The sequence below is a fragment of the Paraburkholderia adhaesiva genome (assembly GCF_021390575.1).
Taxonomy (GTDB): domain Bacteria; phylum Pseudomonadota; class Gammaproteobacteria; order Burkholderiales; family Burkholderiaceae; genus Paraburkholderia; species Paraburkholderia adhaesiva.
This window is the reverse complement of sequence record NZ_JAJEJQ010000001.1, coordinates 2,308,690-2,327,112: the sequence shown is the minus strand read 5'-3', so window position 1 is coordinate 2,327,112 and position 18,423 is coordinate 2,308,690. Positions and strand designations below refer to the sequence as shown.

Below are 18,423 nucleotides of genomic sequence, written 5' to 3'. Positions count from 1 at the left end.
CGCCCGTAGTTGCGCGTATCTGCCGTCGTATGACGAAACAGCCTCGCAGTGTGAATTGCGAGGCTGTTTTTTTTACGCGTTCGAAACGGAAAGGGGCGGGCGCTTCGCGCTCACATCTCGCGTAAATCGCGAGCGACAGCCGCGACGACTTCGTCCCACGCGCCGGGCCGCGGCTGGCGCACGAGTCGCGTGCGCGGATACCACGGGCTCTCGTCGGTGTCGGCGAACCAGCGCCAGTCGGCGGCGAACGGCAACATGAGCCAGAGCTTCACGTTGAGTGCGCCTGCGAGATGCGCGATCGATGTGTCGATCGACACCACGGCGTCGAGTCGGTCGATCACGGCGGCCGTGTCGGCGAAATCGGCGACCTTGTTCCCGAGCCGGTGAATCGAGCGCGCACGCTCATGTGCATCGAGCGCGGCGTTCTCCGCATCGCTTAATTGCGGCTGGAGCACGATCCAGTCGATGCCATCGAGCGCGAAAAGCGGTTCCAGCGCGGCGAGCGGCATCGTCCGGTTCTCATGCTTCTGGATGCGCCCCGACCACGCGATGCCGATCTTGCGCTTTGCCTGACCGCCGAGTGAGCCGCGCCATTTGCGCTGGTACGTTGCCGGCACCGTCAGGTAAGGCGTGCGCGTTGGCAGGTCGTCGAACGTCCTGCCGAGCGCGAGCGGCAATGAGAGCAGCGGGCAGTGAAGATCGGCTGCGGGGCGCGGCGCACCTTGCGCGATCAGCGTGACGCGAGCGGCAAGCGCCGTCGGCGCGATGAGCGGCAGCAGTTCCGGCTGCACTTCCAGCACGATGCGAGCGCCGCGCGCCGCGACGAGCGGCACGAAGCGCACGAAGTGCAGCGTGTCGCCAAAGCCCTGCTCGGCCTGGATCAGGAGCGTGCGCCCGTCGAGTGGTTCGCCACGCCAGCGCGGCAGCGCGGTGGTCCGTGTGGCGGGCACGGTGTGTGGAGCGGGCTGCGTCTCGGGCGTATCGAATCGCGCGGGTTCGCGCGCCGTTGGGTCGAGACGCCATTCGTATTCGGGCAGACCGCGCCGGAAGTCCCCCATCGTGAGCCACGCCAGCGCGCGGTTTAGATGCGCGGCAGCGAGGTCGGGGCGCGCGCGCAAGGCTTCGTCGAATGCGCGCACAGCGGGTTCAAAACGGCCGAGCGCGTGGTGCGTGGTGCCGAGCGCGAGCCACGCCAGCGCGAATTTCGGATCGACGCCGACCGCACGCTCGAGCGGGGCGATGGCTTCGTCGTGCCGGCCGAGGGCGCAAAGCGCGTTGCCGAGGCCGAACAGTGCAGGCGCGAAACGCGACTGCAGCGCGATGGCTGCCTCGAACGCGGTAACCGCTTTGCTGTGCTGGCCGACGGCGTCGAGCGAATTGCCCAGGTTGAAATGCGCGGCGACGAAGCGCGGCTGCGCCGTCAGTGCCGCACGGAACTGCGCGAGCGCGCCCGCCGTGTCGCCGAGCGCGTTCAGCGACATGCCGAGATTGTTATGCGCGCCCGCGTGCCCGGGGCGGATCTTGAGCGCGCGGCGGAACGATTCGACGGCTTCGGCGTGGCGTCCGAGCGCGTGGTATGCGTTGCCGAGATTGTTATGCGCGGACGCATCGCCCGGTTGCAGGCGCACGGCGTGGTTGAACGACAGCATCGCGTCCTCGTGGCGACCGATCACCGCGTAGGCGTTGCCGAGGTTGTAGTGCGCGAGCGCGAAAGCGGGTGCGAGCGTCAGCGCGTTGCGAAAGCGTTCGATCGCGCCCTCGAGTTCGCCGAGCGCCTTGAGCGCATTGCCGAGGTTCAACTGCAGCGCAGCGTCGTCGGGGCGCAGATCGACCGCACGCCGCACGAGGTCCGCGGCTTCAGCGTGCTGGCCCTGCTGGTGCCGCAGCACGCCGAGCAGATGCAGCGCATCGACGTGCACGGGATCGGCGGCGAGCGTCGCGCGGTAACCGCGCTCAGCGTCTTCCAGCCGGCCGTCGCGATGTGCGGCGTACGCGCGGACAAAAACCTGTTCCATGACCGAATGGGCAAAACAAAATGCAAAGCACGCATTTTCCCATACTCGGGAGAGGGGCCCCGGAGCTTGACGCCAAAATGCCACCGAATTAACATTTGAACAGGTATTCACATGTTTGGATGAAGTTCATGGCCCCGGTTTTCGACGACGAGCGCGTGACACCGCTCGCTGACCTGTTTCGCCTGCTCGGCGACCCCACGCGTCTGCGCATCGTGCTTGCCTGCGTGCGCGAGCGGAGCGCCGTAGGCGCGATCGCGGATGCGCTCGGGCTTTCGCCGTCGCTCGTCAGCCACCATCTGCGGTTGTTGCGCGCCGCGCGCATCGTGCGCTCGGAACGCGAGGGCAAGCAGGTGTTCTACGCCGCCGCTGACGCGCACATCAGCGCGATGCTCGCGGGTATGCTCGAGCACGTCGCGGAACCTGTGGCGGAGTCGGTTGTGGATTGGCAGGAGCACGCGTGATGGACGAGCAGCGCAGGCAGAAGGGCGCCGCCGAGGAGCGCGAGGACGAGCACGCGCCGACGTGGCTCGAAGACGAAGACAGCGGCTCGCTGGCGGCGTCTGCGGGCGAAGGGCGTGATGGCGAGCGCGTGTGTCACGGGGATGCTCACGAGCACCTCGGTGAGCACGCGCATGCGCATGAAGCAGACCACGCGCATGGCCACGACGAACATGCCAGTCACGCACACGACCACAGCCACAGCCACAGTCATGGGCACCATCACCACCACGCTCCCGTCGTCGGACATAGCCGTGCTTTCGCGCTGGCCGTCGTGCTGAACGTCGTGATCGTCGTCACGCAGACGATCTACGGCGTGATCGCGCATTCAACTGCGCTGCTTGCCGACGCGGGCCACAATCTCTCCGACGTCCTCGGCCTGCTGCTCGCCTGGGGCGCTGCGTCGCTCGTCACGCGCAGGCCTTCGGGGCGCTACACGTTCGGCTTCGGCAATTCGTCGATCCTCGCATCGCTCGCGAATGCAGCGCTGCTGCTGATCGCCTGTGGCGCGATCATCGCGCAGGCGATCAGCCGGCTCGTTTCGCCCGCGCCGGTTGCGGGCCTCGACGTTTTCATCGTCGCGACGATCGGCATGGTGGTGAACGGCTTCTCGGCATGGCTCTTCATGCGCGGCCAGAAGGACGATCTCAACATCCGTGGCGCCTTCCTGCACATGGCCTCGGATGCGGGCGTGTCGGCTGCGGTCGCCATCAGCGGACTCGTGATCCTCGCGACCGGCTGGAGCTGGGTCGATCCCATGATGAGCATCGTCGTCGTCCTCGTGATCGTCTACGGGACCTGGGGCCTGTTGCGCGAGTCGGTGCGGCTCGCGCTCGCGGCGGTGCCGCAGGGCGTCGACATGGAGCGCATCCGTGGCTTTCTCGCGGCGCAGGACGGTGTGACGGACGTACACGATCTGCACATCTGGCCGCTCTCGACCACGGGCAACGCGCTGAGCGCTCACCTCGTGATGCCGGCCGGCCATCCCGGCGACGACGTCCTCGACGGCATCGTCCACGCGCTCTGCACGCGCTACAGCATGAAGCACGTCACGCTGCAGGTCGATCTGGGCACGAGCGCGCATCGCTGCGCGCTCGACGTGCCGCCGCATCCGCACTGATTCCGGTGCCTCTTCGTTTGATGCGCCGCCGCGCCGGGGGCGAGGGTGGCGGGCGTACACTACAGGTCATGTTGACCGCATGGAGGTCTGCATGACCGTGGTTTCTCCCTTGTCGTCCGTGCTCATCGTCGGTGCAGGACCGACGGGTCTCGCTGCTGCGATGAGTCTCGCCCGTGCGCGCATTCCGGTCCGCCTGATCGATCGCGCGCCCGAGCCCGGGCGTCATACGCGCGCCATCGGCATTCAGGCGCGAACGCTCGAACTCTTCGAACAGCACCGCATCGTCGAGCCCTTTCTCGAACTCGGTCACCGTGCTCACGTCGCGAACCTCTATTCGAACGGGCAACGCCGCGCGCGACTCGACTTTGATCCGCTCCTCACGCGTTACCCGTATCTGCTGTTTCTCGACCAGACCGTCACCGAACGCATTCTCACAGACCATCTCGCGACGCTCGGTGTCGAGATCGAACGCGGTAGCGAGTTGCTGGAATTCACGCAGGGATCGGCGGGGGTAAGCGCCGAAGTGCGTCGCGCCGATGGGCGAATCGAATCGATCCGCAGTTCATACCTCATTGCGGCGGACGGTGCGCATAGCACGATACGGCGCAAGCTCGCGATGCAGTTCGACGGCGATACCCTCGCGCAGTCGTTCCTGCTTGCCGATGTCATCGCGGACGCGCCCTGGCCCGATGATGAATTTCACGTCTTCGCGTCCGGAGAAGGGCTTGTCGTGTTGCTTCCGTTCGGCAATGGGCGCTGGCGATTGATGGCCGATCACAAGGCCGTGCTGCCCACGGCGCCTGAAGGGGCGGTTGCGCTACCGACGCTCGACGAATGCCGCGAGATCATCGAGCACCGCGTACACCATCCGGTCGAGGTCTCGGACATGACCTGGTCGTCGTACTTCAGCGTGAACAGCCGCATGGTGCGCGAGCTGCGCATGGAGCGTGTGTTCTTCGCCGGCGACGCCGCGCATGTGCACAGCCCGGCAGGCGCACAGGGGATGAACACGGGCATTCAGGAGGCGTTTAATCTGGGCTGGAAGCTCGCACGCGTGATCGCGGGTGGTGCGCCCGATCGTCTGCTCGACACCTATCATGGCGAACGCTATCCGATCGAGCGCAACGTCCTGCAGCAGACGAGCTTCATGACGCAACTCGTCGAAGCCGACCACGGCCCGATGAAGCTGTTGCGCGAGCGCGTGATGCCGGCCCTCGCGGCGCTTGGCCCACTGCGCGACGCTGCGCGCGAGGCACTGAGCGAGCTGTCGATCCAGTACCGTCGCAGCCCGCTCACGCTCGAACGTGTGGTCGACGGCGGTCCGCGTGCGGGCGATCGCGCGCCCGATGCTCTCGCGCGCGTAGTCGATGGACCCTTCGGGCAGGCGCCCGGCACAGGCCGCATCTTCGACCTGCACGATCCGGCGAGCTTCTCGCTGTTTCTACTCGTGGATGAGGACGTCGCCCGCGCGGCCGATAACGGCAACGCCGCGCGCGAAGCCGATGCTCTCGCGCATTTCGTGCAAGCGATCGAGCGGATCTTGTCGCAGGCGCTGCGCGTATGGTGGCTGAGCGACGCGCCGGCCGGTGAGACGACGCCCGTAGGCGAGGGCGCGTCGTCGCTGAGCGAAGCGTACGGGCGGACGCGTCCCGCGTTCTATCTCGTGCGACCCGATGGATATCTCTGCGCGCGTGGCCGCCCATCGTCCGATTTGAACGCCGTGTTGCGCCTTTGCGAGTCCTGGTTCGCGGCGAACGGCTTTCCGCAGGCAAGTGCCGATTGACGTTGCGTGAAACGCAAAAACGCGGAACCGCGCACTGACCGCGTGCGCTGTTCCGCGTTATAGGTGCGCGCGCTCAGGCTGCCACGGCGGGCACCAGTGACTCGCGATGCTTGACCAGCGCGGCCAACACGATCTCGGTGAAACCCGCCTCGGCGCCGCTGTCGAGTTCGGCGAGCAACACGCGCCGCATGCGCGGCTCCCAGAAGCGGCGGATGTGTTCGGCGATATCGAAGAGCGCTTCGTCGCGATCGGGCAGCGAGTCGAAGAACATCCCGATCTGGTTGGCCATTTCGATCAAATGGTCTGCTTTCATCGCATCATTTCCCTGAAGTCGTGACGGCCTCGCCCTCGCGCCTGCGATGCAGGTCGAGCTGCTCGGCGTTGAAGCGCGAGTACTCGCGTTGCCATTCGGAAGGCTGCTGGACGTGGTTCACCTGCACCGCGGTCACCTTGTACTCGGGGCAGTTGGTGGCCCAGTCGGACGATTCGGTCGTGATGACGTTCGCGCCCGATTCGGGGAAGTGGAACGTCGTGTAGACCACGCCCGGCTGCATGCGCGTGCTGACCTTCGCACGCAACACGGTGTGCCCCGCGCGCGACTCGATGCCGACCCAGTCGCCGTCGCGGATGCCGCGATCCTCGGCGTCGACCGGATGGATTTCGAGCCGGTCCTCTTCGTGCCAGCGCGAGTTGTCGGTGCGGCGCGTCTGCGCGCCCACGTTGTACTGCGAGAGGATGCGGCCTGTCGTGAGCAGCAGCGGATAGCGGCGCGTGACCTTCTCCGGCGTCGCGATGAACTTCGTGATCACGAACTTGCCCTTGCCGCGCACGAACTCATCGATGTGCATGATCGGCGTGCCGTCGGGTGCTTCTTCATTGCAGGGCCACTGGATGCTGCCGAGTTCGTCGATACGCTGGTACGAGACGCCATGGAACGTCGGCGTGAGGCGTGCGATCTCGTCCATGATCTGCGAAGGATGCGTGTAGTCCATCTCGTAGCCGAGCGCGCGAGAGAGCAGGATCGTGACTTCCCAGTCGGCGTAACCGGCGATCGGCGGCATCACCTTGCGAACGCGCGAGATGCGGCGCTCGGCGTTCGTGAACGTGCCGTCCTTTTCGAGGAACGACGAGCCCGGCAGCAGGACGTGCGCATACTTCGCGGTTTCGTTCAGGAAGATGTCCTGCACGACGATGCATTCCATCGACGACAGTGCGGCCGACACGTGCTGCGTGTTCGGATCGGACTGGACGATGTCTTCGCCCTGGCAGTAGAGGCCCATGAAGGAGCCGTCGAGCGCAGCCTCGAACATGTTCGGGATGCGCAGGCCCGGCTCGGCCTGCAGCGCGACGTTCCAGGCGTCCTCGAAAAGCGTGCGCGTCGTGGTGTCGCCGACGTGGCGATAGCCCGGCAGCTCATGCGGGAACGAACCCATGTCGCACGAGCCCTGGACGTTGTTCTGGCCGCGCAGCGGATTCACGCCGACGCCTTCACGTCCGATGTTGCCCGTCGCCATCGCGAGGTTCGCGATGCCCATCACCATCGTCGAGCCTTGTGCGTGCTCCGTGACGCCGAGGCCGTAGTAGATCGCGGCATTGCCGCCCTTCGCGTAGAGACGTGCGGCTTCGCGAACGCTTTGTGCGGGTACGCCGGTGACCGCTTCGCTGGCTTCGGGCGAATTCTCCGGCAGCGACACGAAATCGCGCCATTGACCAAACGCGCGCGTCTCGCAACGCTCGGCGATGAAAGCTTCGTTCAGCAGACCTTCGGTGACGATCACGTGCGCGAGCGCATTGACCATCGCGACGTTCGTGCCGGGGCGCAGTTGCAGGTGATGCTCGGCCTTGACGTGCGCGGTATCGACGATATCGATGCGGCGCGGATCCACGACGATCAGCTTGGCGCCCTCGCGCACGCGGCGCTTCAGGCGCGAGCCGAAGACCGGATGGCCGTCGGTGGGATTGGCGCCGATCACCATGATGACGTCGGAGTGATCGACCGACGCGAACGTCTGCGTGCCCGCCGATTCACCGAGCGTCGTCTTCAGGCCGTAGCCCGTGGGCGAGTGGCAGACGCGTGCGCAGGTATCGACGTTGTTGTTGCCGAACGCGGCACGCACAAGCTTCTGCACGAGATACGTTTCCTCGTTCGTGCAGCGCGACGACGTGATGCCGCCGATCGAATCGCGGCCATATTTGTCCTGGATGCGGCGGAACTCGCTCGCGGCGTAGCTGATCGCTTCGTCCCAGCTCACTTCGCGCCACGGATCGGTGATCTTCGCGCGGATCATCGGCTTCTTGATGCGGTCCTTGTGCGTCGCGTAACCCCACGCGAAGCGGCCCTTCACGCAAGCATGCCCCTCGTTCGCCTGGCCGTTCTTGTGCGGCACCATGCGCACGACCTGGTTGCCCTTCATCTCGGCCTTGAACGAGCAGCCCACGCCGCAATAGGCACAGGTCGTCACGACCGAGTGTTCGGCCTGACCGAGCATCACGACGCTTTTTTCCTGCAGCGTTGCGGTCGGGCATGCAGCGACGCACGCGCCGCACGACACGCATTCCGATTCCATGAACGGCTCGCTCATGCCTGCCGCGACGCGCGATTCGAAACCGCGTCCCGCGATGGTTAGCGCGAAGGTGCCTTGCGTTTCCTCACAGGCCCGCACGCAGCGATTGCAGACAATGCACTTCGACGGATCGTAGGTGAAGTACGGATTCGACTCGTCCTTCTTGTCCTTGAGGTGGTTGGCGCCCTCGAAGCCGTAGCGCACTTCGCGCAGGCCCGTGACGCCCGCCATGTCCTGCAGCTCGCAGTCGCCGTTGGCGGGACAGGTGAGGCAGTCGAGCGGGTGATCGGAGATGTACAGCTCCATCACGTTGCGGCGCAGATCCTGGAGGCGGTTGGTCTGCGTGCGGACTTTCATGCCTGCTTCAACGGGCGTCGTGCACGAGGCCGGGTAGCCCCTACGTCCCTCGATCTCGACGAGACACAGACGGCACGAGCCGAACGGTTCGAGCGAATCGGTGGCGCAGAGCTTCGGCACATTGATGCCCGCTTCGATCGAGGCGCGCATCACGGACGTGCCCGCAGGCACCGTCACGGACTGGCCGTCGATTTCGAGCGTGACGTCGACGTCGGAATGGCGCAGGGGCGTGCCGTAGTCGGTGTCGTCGAACGGATCGCGTTGCTTCATCGCCTGCGACTTGCAACTGCAATTGCCGGAGCCGCAACCGGCTTTGGACATGAGCGTGTCGGACATGCTGGCTCCTCGTTCAGGCGGCCGCCGCGGGGGCGGCGGGTTGTGCTGCGGGTTCGAGACCGAAATCTTCGGGGAAATGGTTCAGTGCCGAGAGCACCGGGTAGGGCGTCATGCCGCCCATCGCGCAGAGCGAGCCGGACACCATCGTGTCGCACAGATCGCGCAGCAGCGTGACCTGTTTCTCCGATGTGTCTCCGTTGCGGATCTTCGCGATCACTTCGACGCCGCGCGTCGAGCCGATGCGGCACGGCGTGCACTTGCCGCACGATTCGAGTGCGCAGAACTCCATCGCGTATTGCGCGAGTCCGGCGAGATCGGAGGTGTCGTCGTGGACGACGAGCCCGCCGTGGCCAACCACTGCGCCGACGGCTGCATACGCTTCGTAGTCCATCGGAATGTCCCACTGGCTTTCGGGCAGATAGGTGCCGAGCGGGCCGCCGACCTGCACGGCGCGCGCAGCGCGACCGCTTGCGGTGCCGCCGCCGTAGTCGAACATCAGTTCGCGCAGCGTCACACCGAACGCCAGTTCGACGAGCCCGCCGCGTGCGATGTTGCCCGCGAGCTGGAACGGCAGCGTGCCACGCGAGCGGCCCATGCCGAAGTCCTTGTAGAACGCGGCGCCCTTCGCGAAGATGATCGGCACCGTGGCGAGCGTGATGACGTTGTTGATGACCGTCGGCTTGCCATACAGGCCGGCGAGTGCGGGCAGCGGCGGCTTCGCACGCACGATGCCGCGCTTGCCTTCGAGCGATTCGAGCAACGCGGTTTCTTCGCCGCACACATAGGCGCCCGCGCCCTTTGCGACGAAGAGGTCGAACTTTTTACCGCTGCCGAGCACGTTATCGCCGAGCCAACCTGCAACGCGCGCGCGGCGGATGGCTTCTTCGAGTGCTGCGATCGAATGCGGATACTCGCTGCGCACATAGATATGGCCGACCGTCGCGCCAACCGCGATACCCGCGATCGTCATGCCTTCGATCAGCACGTACGGATCGCTTTCCATGACGAGCCGGTCGGAGAAGGTGCCCGAGTCGCCTTCGTCGGCATTGCAGACGATGTACTTCTGGTTGGCCTGCGCGTTGGCGACCGTGCGCCACTTGATGCCCGCCGGGAACGCAGCGCCGCCGCGTCCGCGCAGACCCGATTCGATCAGTGCGTCGCAGACGGCGGCGCCCGTCATTGCAAGTGCGTTTTTCAGTCCTTCGAGGCCGCCGTGGGCGACGTAGTCGTCGGTCGAGAGCGGGTCGGTGATGCCGATGCGCGCGAACGTGAGGCGCTGCTGCTTACGCAGATACGGAATCTGTTCGACGAGCCCGACGCTGCGCGCGTGCTGCGCGCCTTGCACAAAACCTGCGTCGAAGAGCGCGCCGACTTCTTCGGGCTCGACGTTGGCGTAGCCGACGCGGCCTTCATCCGTCTCCACTTCGATCAGCGGTTCGAGATAGAGCAGCCCGCGTGAGCCATTGCGCACGAGATCGATCTGGATTCCGCGCGCGGCGGCTTCGCGCTCGATGGCTTGCGCGATGGCGTCGGCGCCGAGTGCGAGCGCAGACGAGTCGCAGGGGACATAGATGCGTGTCATGCGACCTCCTTGGCACCGTCGATGCTGGCCATTGCGGTGGCGAGCAGGGCGTCGAACTTCTGCGGGGTCACTTTCGCGTGCAACGTGCCGTTAATGGTCATGGCGGGCGAGAGAGCGCACTGCCCGAGGCAATAGACGGACTCCAGCGCGAGCAGGCCGCCGCCTTCATGCGCTTGCGGGTGATCGTGGCCGTGACCGTGCTGCTGGGCGAAATGGCAGCCGGTGCTCGACTCGATGTGCTGCGCGAGTGCCTCGCTGCCCATGCTGCGGCACGCCTCGGCGCGACAGAGCTGGACCGTTACGGCCGCTGGCGGCGAGGTACGGAAATGGTGGTAGTACGTGACGACACCGTGAACTTCGGCGCGCGAAAGGTTTAGCGCCTTCGCGAGCGGCACCACCGTTTCGGTCGGAATGAAACCGGTTTCGTCCTGAATGGCGTGCAGGATCGCGAGCAGCGTGCGGCCAGGTTGCGCATGACGGCGCACGAGTTCGTCCGCTGGCGTGACTGTTATGTCGTCCAAAGTGGGGCTCCTCCTGGAGCATATATGCACTTGAAATTCATAAACCGTGCACGTATGCTGCGGTTGTCTTCGTTGTATGGTCGAACAATAGGCTGGTGCGCCGGCTTTCGCAATAGGAACAGCGATTTCATAATGATCAAGGTCGAATGCCGTGCACAGCTGATCGTGCGTGATGGGGAAGGCCGCGAGGCAAGCCTGACGGACGTTGTAGCGCTTCTCGCGCTCGTTGCGGAGGAAGGCAGCATCGCGAATGCCGCGCGGCGCAAGGGTTTGTCCTACCGGCACGCGTGGGGATTGCTGCGCGAAGTCGAGGAGCATCTCGGGGGGGCGCTAATCGCCAAGGAGCGCGGGCGCGGCTCTGTGCTTTCGGAACTCGGCGAGGCGGTGCTGCGCTCGCAACGGCTGTGCGGCGAGCGCTTGCAGGGGAATCTGCAGGCGCTTGCGAGCGAGGTGGCGAGCGATCTGAACCGCTGGCTCGCGCCGCATGGGCAGGAGCTGCGTATCCACGCGTCGCACGGCTATGCGGTGGCATCGCTGGTCACCGCGCTGGTTGCCGATCAGGTTCCGGTGGAGATCAAGTACCGCGACAGCGTCGACGCCATCACGGCGCTCGCGCGCGGCGAATGCGATCTGGCGGGCTTCCATCTGCCGCGTGGCGATTTCCGTTCCGCGTGCGCCGATGCCTATCGACAGTGGCTCGATCCGCAGCGCCATGTGTTGCTCCACCTGACGCGCCGCAAGCAGGGACTTTTCGTCGTGCGAGGCAACCCGAAGCACATTACCGGGCTTTCGGACCTGGCGCGTGCCGACGTCCGCTTCGTCAACCGGCAGCGGGGCTCGGGCACCCGGATGTTGATCGATTTGCTGCTCACGGGAATCGGCGTCGATCCCGAACGCGTGAACGGCTACGCGTCATCGGAGTTGACGCACTCCGCGATCGCGGCGTTCGTCGCGAGCGGGGTGGCAGACGTGGGCTTCGGCGTCGAACCGGCTGCGCATCACTTTGGCCTTGATTTCGTGCCAATCGCCGACGAAGACTACTATTTCGCGTGTGATCGCGACAAGATCGAGCGCGAGCCGCTGTTTTCGGTGCTGAAACTGCTGCGCAGCGGCGCGTTCCGGCAGGTGGTCGCGCATCTGGAGGGCTATGACCCAGCCGAATGTGGCAAGGTCGTGCCGCTCGAGGAAGGCTGGGCCGGATTGCAGAGCACGCCGTAACACGATGCAATCAGTCTGTGCTGCAGAGCGCGGCGCTTTTTGTGATACTTTCGTGTAGTCGTTGGCTTCCCGTTTCCGATGCGCGCCCGACGCGCCGATCAACCATGAAATTTGTGCTTAATGTTTGTGCTGCTGCCGTGACCGCGGGAGCCTTGTTTGCCACCGTCTCGATTGCTTTCGCACAGAATTCGCCGGGCGTGCCGGGCGGCATTCTTACCGACCAGTTCAGGCTCCAGGAACACCCGCAAATGCAGTTCGCGGCTTCGGCGCCGTCGGCCAAATACCAGCACGGCAAGGAGTCGGCCAAGCGCCGCAAGGGCGATATGGGTGATCCGAACGGCTGCAATCTGCAGTGTCCGCAGGACGACTGATGCTTTGAGCGCCTGGGTGCCGGGAACGATGCGGCTTCCGGTCAGGGTGGTTTTCGTGGCGCACAAAGAAAAACTCGCGAAGTCCGAAAGGGTTTCGCGAGTTTTTTGTTTGAAGCGGGAATTCTGGTGGAGCCGGCGGGAATCGAACCCGCGTCCAAAGGCAGTCCACACCCAGTTCTACATGCGTAGTTCTGTCATTTGATTTAACCGCAGCGACGCGGACGAACACGCTGCGCTACGGCGATTCACTAGATTTTCGACCCTGGCGTCGTGACGCCGACAGAGCTTAACTGACGTAAATGACCTCTGGCGGTATTGCTACCGGTCTTGCGACGCTAGCCCGTCAGTAAACTAGGCAGAGGACGGCGGCCCTTAGGCTGCCAGTGCGAACGTATCGTCGTTTGCAGTTACGTTTTTCCCATTGATTAACGAGGTGACGGGTCCTCGGCATGCCCTGACTGCTTCATAACCCCTGTCGAAACCAGGTCGGCCCCAGAGGAAAGTCAATTATCCCACACTACGCAAGATGAGGCTAACCGCGTCCATTTCAAGGGCGCGTGCCGCCGATGTACCTATACGGTGTCTATACCGCCCGCGCCGTTTGGCGGACGTGGCCGAGCAGCGTGAGCAACGCCGCTGAAGTGTCGGCAACGTACTGCGCGTTCCACTCGGATGGCGGCACGTCGTTGCCGCAGTAGCCATAGGCGGCTGCGATGGTAGCCATGCCGGCGGCAACGCCAGCCTGAACGTCGCGCAGATCGTCGCCGACATAGACCGCGCGGTGCGGATCGACGCCGAGCGCTCGCGCCGCGTGGAGCAGCGGCGCGGGATGCGGCTTCGAGTAGGGCGTGGTGTCGCCGCTGACCACGCAGGCTGCGCGCGCGTCGAGGTGCATCAGCGCGACGAGCGGGTCAGTGAGCCGCGCGACCTTGTTGGTCACGATGCCCCAGCGCACGCCTCGCGTATCGAGGTCGTCGAGGACGGCATCAATACCCGGAAAGAGCGCTGTCTCGACGCGCAGGTTTGCCGCGTAGTTGGCGAGAAACTCCTCGCGCATCGCCGCGAATTCCGGATGGTCCGGCCCGATGCCGAATGCGCCGCCGATCAGGCCGCGCGCACCGGCGGAGGCAAGCGGCCGCAGCCGGTCGAGCGGCGCGGGCGCGAGACCGCGTGCGTGACGCATCTGGTTGACTGCGGCGGCGAGGTCGGGCGCAGTGTCGGCGAGCGTGCCGTCGAAATCGAACAGCACGGCTTCGCACGCGGCAAGTGCTGCGCCGTTATCGGGCGCAGGAGAGGCTTTCGTAAATGAACTCATATCGGACGAGGAACGCGCGCGTCAGGCGTCGCGCCGGCAGGCGATCATGTAATTGACGCTGGAATCGTTCGAGAGCGAAAAGTGCCGCGTGAGCGGGTTATACGTGATCCCCTTGATCTCGACGAGGCTCAGTCCAGCTTGACGGACAAGCCCGGCTAACTCGGACGGCCGGATGAAGCGCGCGTAATCGTGCGTGCCCTTGGGCAGCATCTGCGCGATGTATTCGGCGCCGATCACGGCGAGCAGATAGGACTTCACGTTCCGGTTGAGCGTCGAGAAGAACACCCAGCCACCCGGTTTGACGAGTGTGGCGCAGGCGTCGACCACACTGGACGGATCGGGCACGTGCTCGAGCATCTCCATGCAGGTCACGACATCGAACGAGGCAGGTTCGCGCGCGGCGAGCGCTTCGGCCGCTATCTCCTCATAGTCGACGGTCACGCCGCTTTCGAGGCTATGCAGGTCTGCGACGCCGAGCGCTTCGCGCGAAAGGTCGATGCCTTTGACGGTCGCGCCAAGTCCGGCCATCGACTCGGACAGGATGCCGCCGCCGCAGCCGATGTCGAGCGCGCGCTTTCCGCTCAGGTGCGCGTGAGTGTCGATCCAGTCAAGCCGGACCGGGTTCAGTTCGTGTAGCGGTTTGAATTCCGCGTTCGGATCCCACCAGCGATGCGCGAGATCGCTGAATTTCTGAAGTTCATGGGGATCGGCGTTCGTCATGTCGTGTGGCCTGAGGCGCGGGTTCGGGTGGAGGAGGATAAACCCTGAGTATATAGGCGGGTTGCCATGGCAGCCAAATGCCGCCGTTTGCCGCCAGCAGGGCAGGCCGTCCGTCGGCGCAGCGAAGTCAGGGAGAAATGGGCACAAAAAAAGCCCCGCCGAAGCGGGGCTTTGAGACTTTCAGTCGCGACTCGCGAATTACTTCTTCGTGCCGACGACTTCGACTTCCACGCGACGATCCGGTGCGAGGCAGGCGATGAGAGCCTTGCGGTTCTTCTGGTTGCAACCCGTCGTAACCGGTTGACGCGGACCCTTGCCTTCCGTATAGATACGGTCGGCCGGAACGCCCTTGCTGACCAGGTATGCCTTGACGGCTTGTGCGCGACGCAGCGACAGACGGTCGTTGTAGGCAACCGTACCGATACGGTCGGTGTGGCCCGTTGCGACGACGACTTCGAGGTTCAGCGCCTGAATCTTCGTTGCCAGTTCGTCGAGCTTGTCGCGGCCGGCCGGCTTCAGGATAGCCTTGTCGAAGTCGAACAGGGCGTCAGCCTGGTACGTGATCTTCTCGCTGGTGATGGCCGGTGCCGGTGCCGGAGCAACCGGGGTCGGGGCCGGAGCCTGGGCGACCAGGGCGCCATCGCACTTCGCGTTAGCCGTTGCAGGCGTCCAGAACGCATCGCGCCAGCAAAGCTCGTTCGTGCCGTTCATCCACACCCACTCGCCCGTACCATTCACCCAGTTGTCATTGACGGCTTGTCGCGACGCCGGCACCGATTGTGCCGAGGCGGATGCAGCCATAACTGCGGTAGCTGCAATGAACGCGAGCTTTGAAAGTTGATTCATATTTCTCCTCTCGAAATTGAGATTACCGCAGATTTACTGCGAGCTATATGACGAAGACCGGTCATACATTGCTCGAAGTATAACATCGGCGCGTTGTCGGAAACGTGTTGGTGTTGTGTAGACTTCGAGCAGTGTCTAACTTTGTGTGTTGGCATTTTGCCATATCGTTCCCGTCCGACGATAAAAATTATCCGCCCCTTTGTTTACCGCAAGTTTAATGTGGTACACCCGCAACAAAAAGTTCCCGCGGCTTACCCTGGGTCGAGGCTCGGCCCTCAGTGTCCCCCAAAAGGCCGCACGACGTCGTTCAATTGCACCGAGTTGTCCTGCGTGCGTCCATTCAATGCGCTTCTGAGCGGTCCGGCGCGCCCCCTCTAATAGGTATACGCAGGGCGCGGACGGGGGTGTCGCGCATGGTAGAATCGCGTGATGCGCTGCGTCCGCGGCGTCCATGCGACAGCATGGGCGCGCCAGGCTGCCTGCCGGCTTCCACCGGCTGCGTCCGGTGCGCCTGTATACGACATCGATAATGGATCAATTCGCCAAAGAGACTCTGCCTATCTCCCTCGAGGAGGAAATGCGTCGCTCGTATCTCGATTACGCGATGAGCGTGATTGTCGGGCGGGCGCTCCCGGATGTTCGCGACGGCCTGAAGCCCGTGCACCGGCGCGTGCTCTACGCGATGCACGAGCTGAACAACGACTGGAATCGTGCCTATAAGAAGTCGGCGCGTATCGTCGGCGACGTCATCGGTAAATACCACCCCCACGGCGACACCGCTGTCTACGACACGATTGTCCGGATGGCGCAGAGCTTCTCGTTGCGCTACATGCTCGTGGACGGGCAGGGCAACTTCGGCTCGATCGACGGCGACAACGCCGCGGCCATGCGATACACCGAAATCCGCATGGCGAAGATCGGCCACGAACTGCTCGCCGACATCGACAAGGAAACGGTCGACTTCGGGCCGAACTACGACGGCAGCGAAAGCGAGCCGCTGATTCTGCCCGCGCGCATCCCGAACCTGTTGATCAACGGCTCGTCGGGCATCGCGGTCGGCATGGCCACGAACATTCCGCCGCACAACCTCAATGAAGTCGTCGATGCCTGCCAGCACCTGCTGAAGAATCCGCAGGCGTCCATCGATGAATTGATCGAAATCATTCCGGCGCCGGATTTCCCGACCGCCGGCATCATCTACGGCGTCGCCGGCGTGCGCGACGGCTATCGCACCGGCCGCGGCCGCGTCGTGATGCGCGCAGCCACGCACTTCGAAGAGATCGATCGCGGCCAGCGCATGGCGATCATCGTCGACGAATTGCCGTATCAGGTGAACAAGCGTTCGCTGCTTGAGCGTATCGCCGAACTGGTCAACGAGAAGAAGCTCGAAGGCATTTCGGATATCCGCGACGAATCGGACAAGAGCGGCATGCGCGTCGTGATCGAGCTCAAGCGCGGTGAAGTGCCCGAGGTCATCCTCAACAATCTGTATAAGGCGACGCAGCTGCAGGACACGTTCGGCATGAACATGGTCGCGCTGGTGGACAACCAGCCGAAGCTGCTGAACCTGAAGGAAATGCTCGACCATTTCCTGTCGCATCGTCGCGAGGTTTTGACGCGGCGCACTGTATACGAACTGCGCAAGGCGCGCGAACGTGGCCACGTGCTGGAAGGTCTGGCTGTCGCGCTCGCGAACATCGACGACTTCATCGCGATCATCAAGGCCGCGCCGACACCGCCGATCGCGAAGCAGGAACTGATGAACCGCTCGTGGGATTCGTCGCTCGTGCGCGAGATGCTGGCGCGCGCGGAGTCGGAGAACGCAGCGGCGGGTGGGCGCGAGGCCTACCGTCCGGAAGGGCTTAACCCGCTGTACGGTATGCAGGGCGATGGCCTCTACCGTCTGTCCGACACCCAGGCTCAGGAAATCCTGCAGATGCGTCTGCAGCGCCTGACCGGTCTGGAGCAGGACAAGATCATCGGCGAGTACCGCGAAGTGATGGCGCAGATTGCTGACCTGCTGGACATCCTTGCGCGCCCCGAGCGCGTAACGGTCATGATCTCCGACGAACTCACCGCGATCAAGAGCGAATTCGGCGACGCGCGTCGTTCGAAGATCGAGATGAACGCGACGGAGCTGAACACCGAGGACCTGATCACGCCGCAGGACATGGTCGTCACCATGTCGCATGCCGGTTACGTGAAATCGCAGCCGTTGTCCGAATATCGCGCCCAGAAGCGCGGAGGTCGCGGCAAACAGGCCACCTCGATGAAGGACGACGACTGGATCGACACGCTCTTCATCGCCAACACCCACGACCACATCCTGTGCTTCTCGAATCGCGGGCGCGTGTACTGGGTGAAGGTCTACGAGGTGCCGCAAGGCTCCCGCAATTCGCGCGGCCGTCCGATCGTCAATATGTTCCCGCTGCAGGATGGCGAAAAGATCACGGTTGTGCTGCCGGTGAAGGAATTCTCGGCGGACAAGTTTGTCTTCATGGCGACCGCGCTCGGCACCGTGAAGAAGACCCCGCTCGAGGCGTTCAGCCGCCCGTTGCGCAAGGGCATTATTGCCGTCGGCCTCGATGACGGCGATTACCTGATCGGCGCTGCCATCACCGACGGCGAGCACGACGTCATGTTGTTCTCCGACGCGGGCAAGGCCGTGCGCTTCGACGAAAACGACGTGCGCCCGATGGGCCGCGAAGCGCGAGGCGTGCGCGGCATGCAACTCGACGACAACCAGCAGGTCATAGCCCTTCTCGTGGCGGGCGACGAGCAGCAGTCAGTGCTCACCGCAACCGAGAACGGCTACGGCAAGCGCACGCCGATCACCGAGTACACGCGTCACGGGCGCGGTACGAAGGGGATGATTGCGATCCAGACGTCGGAGCGCAACGGCCGCGTCGTTGCTGCGACGCTCGTGGACCCCGAAGCCCAGATCATGCTGATCACGACGACGGGTGTGCTGATCCGCACTCGCGTATCGGAAATCCGTGAAATGGGCCGTGCGACACAAGGTGTTACACTCATCAGCCTTGACGAAGGTACCAAGCTTTCCGGTCTGCAGCAGGTCGCAGAGGCCGATGCGGATAGCGAAGCGGGTGACGCCGATTCAGGCGAGGGTGAGGCCCAGGAATAACCCAGTAGTAACCCAGGGGTAAAGGAACGGTAGCG

Annotated in this window: 14 protein-coding genes and 1 other RNA gene; 6 read left to right on the top strand and 9 right to left on the bottom strand. The window is 64.3% G+C overall.

Features of this window, described 5'->3' with window-relative positions; all coding sequences use genetic code 11:
- Positions 1 to 110: 110 nt before the first annotated feature.
- Positions 111 to 2,015: a tetratricopeptide repeat protein gene (locus L0U80_RS10540; protein WP_233863934.1), complete on the bottom strand. Its 1,905-nt coding sequence runs from the start codon at positions 2,013 to 2,015 to the stop codon at positions 111 to 113.
- Between the two features lie 128 nt (positions 2,016 to 2,143).
- Between L0U80_RS10540 and L0U80_RS10535 the strand changes: the two genes are divergently transcribed.
- From L0U80_RS10535 to L0U80_RS10525, 3 genes are all read left to right on the top strand, one after another.
- Complete coding sequence (locus L0U80_RS10535) at positions 2,144 to 2,476, top strand: ArsR/SmtB family transcription factor (protein WP_233863933.1); 333 nt, start codon at positions 2,144 to 2,146, stop codon at positions 2,474 to 2,476.
- The gene (locus L0U80_RS10530) at positions 2,476 to 3,633 is read left to right on the top strand and encodes a cation diffusion facilitator family transporter (RefSeq protein ID WP_233863932.1); all 1,158 of its coding nucleotides are present in this window, start codon (positions 2,476 to 2,478) and stop codon (positions 3,631 to 3,633) included. Before L0U80_RS10535 ends, L0U80_RS10530 begins: the two co-directional genes overlap by 1 nt.
- 91 nt (positions 3,634 to 3,724) lie before the next feature.
- Positions 3,725 to 5,416 carry an FAD-dependent monooxygenase gene (locus tag L0U80_RS10525; RefSeq protein ID WP_233863931.1) on the top strand — a complete coding sequence of 564 codons (1,692 nt, stop codon included), beginning with the start codon at positions 3,725 to 3,727 and terminating at the stop codon, positions 5,414 to 5,416.
- Positions 5,417 to 5,489: 73 nt separating this feature from the next.
- Here the strand turns inward: L0U80_RS10525 and L0U80_RS10520 are convergent, their stop codons facing one another.
- From L0U80_RS10520 to L0U80_RS10505, 4 genes are read right to left on the bottom strand one after another with little or no spacing between them, the layout of a single operon-like run.
- Entirely contained in the window at positions 5,490 to 5,729 is a 240-nt protein-coding gene (locus L0U80_RS10520; RefSeq protein WP_233863930.1) for a formate dehydrogenase subunit delta, read from the bottom strand.
- Positions 5,730 to 5,733: 4 nt separating this feature from the next.
- Positions 5,734 to 8,673, bottom strand: a complete 2,940-nt coding sequence (fdhF, locus tag L0U80_RS10515; protein WP_233863929.1) for a formate dehydrogenase subunit alpha — start codon at positions 8,671 to 8,673, stop codon at positions 5,734 to 5,736.
- A 13-nt stretch (positions 8,674 to 8,686) separates the two neighbouring features.
- Positions 8,687 to 10,255, bottom strand: a complete 1,569-nt coding sequence (locus L0U80_RS10510; protein ID WP_233863928.1) for a formate dehydrogenase beta subunit — start codon at positions 10,253 to 10,255, stop codon at positions 8,687 to 8,689.
- Positions 10,252 to 10,776 carry an NAD(P)H-dependent oxidoreductase subunit E gene (locus L0U80_RS10505; RefSeq protein WP_233863926.1) on the bottom strand — a complete coding sequence of 175 codons (525 nt, stop codon included), beginning with the start codon at positions 10,774 to 10,776 and terminating at the stop codon, positions 10,252 to 10,254. Before L0U80_RS10505 ends, L0U80_RS10510 begins: the two co-directional genes overlap by 4 nt.
- A gap of 132 nt (positions 10,777 to 10,908) precedes the next feature.
- Between L0U80_RS10505 and L0U80_RS10500 the strand changes: the two genes are divergently transcribed.
- Positions 10,909 to 11,994 carry a substrate-binding domain-containing protein gene (locus L0U80_RS10500; RefSeq protein ID WP_233863925.1) on the top strand — a complete coding sequence of 362 codons (1,086 nt, stop codon included), beginning with the start codon at positions 10,909 to 10,911 and terminating at the stop codon, positions 11,992 to 11,994.
- A 104-nt stretch (positions 11,995 to 12,098) separates the two neighbouring features.
- Complete coding sequence (locus L0U80_RS10495) at positions 12,099 to 12,365, top strand: hypothetical protein (protein WP_233863923.1); 267 nt, start codon at positions 12,099 to 12,101, stop codon at positions 12,363 to 12,365.
- 124 nt (positions 12,366 to 12,489) lie between these two features.
- Here L0U80_RS10495 and ssrA read toward each other — a convergent pair.
- The 4 genes from ssrA to ompA all read right to left on the bottom strand — a co-directional run bounded on the left by ssrA (position 12,490) and on the right by ompA (position 15,246).
- Positions 12,490 to 12,859, bottom strand: a transfer-messenger RNA (tmRNA) gene (ssrA, locus tag L0U80_RS10490).
- Positions 12,860 to 12,948: 89 nt separating this feature from the next.
- Entirely contained in the window at positions 12,949 to 13,680 is a 732-nt protein-coding gene (locus L0U80_RS10485) for an HAD-IA family hydrolase (RefSeq protein WP_233863921.1), read from the bottom strand.
- Between the two features lie 21 nt (positions 13,681 to 13,701).
- Positions 13,702 to 14,400 carry a bifunctional 2-polyprenyl-6-hydroxyphenol methylase/3-demethylubiquinol 3-O-methyltransferase UbiG gene (gene ubiG, locus L0U80_RS10480; RefSeq protein WP_233863919.1) on the bottom strand — a complete coding sequence of 233 codons (699 nt, stop codon included), beginning with the start codon at positions 14,398 to 14,400 and terminating at the stop codon, positions 13,702 to 13,704.
- Between the two features lie 198 nt (positions 14,401 to 14,598).
- Positions 14,599 to 15,246 (bottom strand): outer membrane protein OmpA, encoded by a 648-nt coding sequence (ompA, locus tag L0U80_RS10475; protein ID WP_233863917.1) that lies wholly within the window; start codon positions 15,244 to 15,246, stop codon positions 14,599 to 14,601.
- 529 nt (positions 15,247 to 15,775) lie between these two features.
- Here ompA and gyrA point away from each other — a divergent pair.
- A complete protein-coding gene (gyrA, locus tag L0U80_RS10470) occupies positions 15,776 to 18,388 on the top strand; it encodes a DNA gyrase subunit A (protein WP_233863913.1) in 2,613 nt (870 codons plus the stop codon).
- Positions 18,389 to 18,423 lie beyond the last annotated feature (35 nt).